General features: G+C 31.4%; 3 protein-coding genes and 1 pseudogene. All 4 read left to right on the top strand.

From position 1 onward, the window contains the following. Positions 1-350: pseudogene (locus ACT8VG_RS09980) on the top strand (MATE family efflux transporter); the annotation flags it as partial. A 50-nt stretch (positions 351-400) separates the two neighbouring features. Further along, positions 401-1,087 (top strand): response regulator transcription factor, encoded by a 687-nt coding sequence (locus tag ACT8VG_RS09975; RefSeq protein ID WP_006505582.1) that lies wholly within the window; start codon positions 401-403, stop codon positions 1,085-1,087. Next, positions 1,071-2,045: an ATP-binding protein gene (locus tag ACT8VG_RS09970; RefSeq protein WP_444195775.1), complete on the top strand. Its 975-nt coding sequence runs from the start codon at positions 1,071-1,073 to the stop codon at positions 2,043-2,045. Before ACT8VG_RS09975 ends, ACT8VG_RS09970 begins: the two co-directional genes overlap by 17 nt. A 103-nt stretch (positions 2,046-2,148) precedes the next feature. Next, the coding region (locus ACT8VG_RS09965; RefSeq protein WP_444195774.1) for an ABC transporter ATP-binding protein at positions 2,149-2,593 on the top strand (445 nt) is incomplete at its 3' end.

Raw genomic sequence — 2,593 nt, 5'->3', positions numbered from 1 at the left:
TTTTCATTTCACCACTATTCCTTCAATTTTATCAATTATCATCAGAATCTTATTATATGGTCATTTTTTTGGTTATTATTCATAACCTATTTAACACAATTGCCTTCCCGTTCTCTGGACCACTTTCAAATGGATTACGTGCGACAGGAGATGTCAAATATACAATGATTGTATCAATCTTGAGTACAGTCGTCGTAAGAGGGATACTCTCTATTATATTTGGTATTACATTGAATCTAGGGGTGATTGGTATTGCCTTGGCAATGTGTGCTGACTGGTCAATGCGTGCTATTGTATTCCATTTACGTTATAAATCAGATAAGTGGACACAATTTAGTGTTATTGAATAAAGAGACATTTTGTCTCTTTTTTGTGTATAATGAACTAGAGGTGGTTATATATGCAGAAAATAATGATTGTAGAAGATGATGAAATTATTGCTTCTTCTATAAAAAAACATCTAGAAAAGTGGAATTATGATGTGTTTGTAGTCAATGATTTTGAAAATGTCTTAGAAGACTTTAGAAACTATGAACCATTACTTATCTTATTAGATATCTCACTGCCTTACTATAATGGTTATTATTGGTGTCAGGAAATAAGAAAAGAATCAGAAGTACCTATTATCTTTATTTCTTCTACAAGTGAGAATATGAATATCGTTATGGCAATGAATATGGGTGCAGATGATTTTATTAATAAGCCTTTCGACTTGACGGTACTTACTGCTAAGTTACAGGCAATACTTAGACGTACCTATTCATTTAATAAAACACAGAATGTCTTAAACTATCAATCACTCACTTTAGATTTATTAAAGGGTGTTATCAGTTATCATGAGGACTCTATAGAACTCACTAAGACAGAACTTAAGATCATGCAGATACTATTTGAACATGCAGGACAGATTGTATCAAGAGATACAATCATGGAAGCCCTCTGGCAAAGTGAAGCTTTTGTAGATGATAATACATTAAGTGTCAATATTAATCGCTTAAGAAAGAAATTAGATGCTTTTTCTTTACCACAGCTTATTCATACAAAGAAAGGGATAGGGTATCAGTTATATTATGAAGACATACATTAAAGACCATTATCGTTATTATCTTGTTTATCTGGTGATGATCTTCTTGTTTGATCTGATCCTCTTATTATGTGATGTTTCTATTTCATTACTTTATTATCCTACCTGTCTATGTTTCTTCTTTGTGATTGTTTATTTTGGCTATGACTATTATAAATATAATAAGAAGCTAAAAGCACTTCATTATGCCTTACATCTTGATCATATCTACTTAGAAAATATACCTGCACCAGAAAATGATTTAGAAGAGTCTTATTATTCTCTTATAGAAAAGATTATCCAGGCTAATAGTGTCCTTAATAATCAGAAGGATACAAGCTATCATGAATTATCAGATTATATGACACTCTGGGTTCATCAGATTAAGACACCGATTGCAGGACTTCGACTACTCATACAATCAGGTGATTTATCTCCGAGACTACTTTCTATGCAGGTATTACGTATTGAACAGTATGTAGATATGATGATGTACTATGTCAAGATGGGACATATGAACCAGGACTTGAAGATTGAACATTATAAAATAGGGGATATTGTGAATGAAGTAGTCAAAAAACAATCCTTATTCTTTATTCATAAGAAAATTTCTCTTCAACTAGAAGAACTAGATGAAGAAATAGTTACGGATGAGAAGTGGACTTCTTTTATTATTGAACAGATTTTATCCAATGCCTTGAAGTATACTAAAGAAGGTTCTATTCATATTTATATGAAGGATTATACATTATATATAGAAGATACAGGAATAGGAATTAAGAAAGAGGATTTACCTCGTGTCTTTGAAAAAGGCTTTACCGGTACAAATGGACGTATTGATAAGAAAGCCAGTGGATTAGGCTTATATCTTGTTAAGAATATATGTGATACTCTAGGTTATCCTATTCATATAGAATCTATAATCAATCAAGGCACTACTGTTTCCATTTGTTTTGAGAAAAAACCTCTTATCGTAGAGTAACTTACAAAATTGTAAGATTAGAGACTTATTCTGTAAGGTGAATCAATGGCAGATATGTTTCAAAATAATTAAACTATAGTTGTAACGAAGGAGGAAAACATATATGTCATTATTAGAAGTTAAAAACTTAAAAAAAGTCTATACAACACGTTTTTCATCTCAGCAGGTCACTGCTTTGTCTAATGTCTCTTTTTCAGTAGAAGAAGGAGAATATGTAGCTATCATGGGTGAATCAGGAAGTGGTAAGACAACACTTTTAAATATCTTAGCATCTCTAGATACACCAACAAGTGGCGAAGTACTACTTAATGGAGAAGATATTACTAAAATCAGTGAAAAGCATATTTCACAGTTTAGAAGAAAGAATCTTGGATTTGTATTTCAGGATTTCAACTTATTAGATACATTCTCTTTACGTGATAATATCTTTTTACCTCTAGTTTTGTCTAAAGAAAACTATGATGTGATGGAAACTAAATTGAATCATTTAGCACCACAGCTAGGTATTGAATCACTACTGGATAAATATCCTTATGAAGTATCAGGAG

Origin of the sequence: Catenibacterium sp., assembly GCF_052354645.1 — a bacterium.
Taxonomy (GTDB): domain Bacteria; phylum Bacillota_I; class Bacilli_A; order Erysipelotrichales; family Coprobacillaceae; genus Catenibacterium; species Catenibacterium mitsuoka_A.
This window is presented reverse-complemented; position numbering and strand designations above follow the sequence as displayed.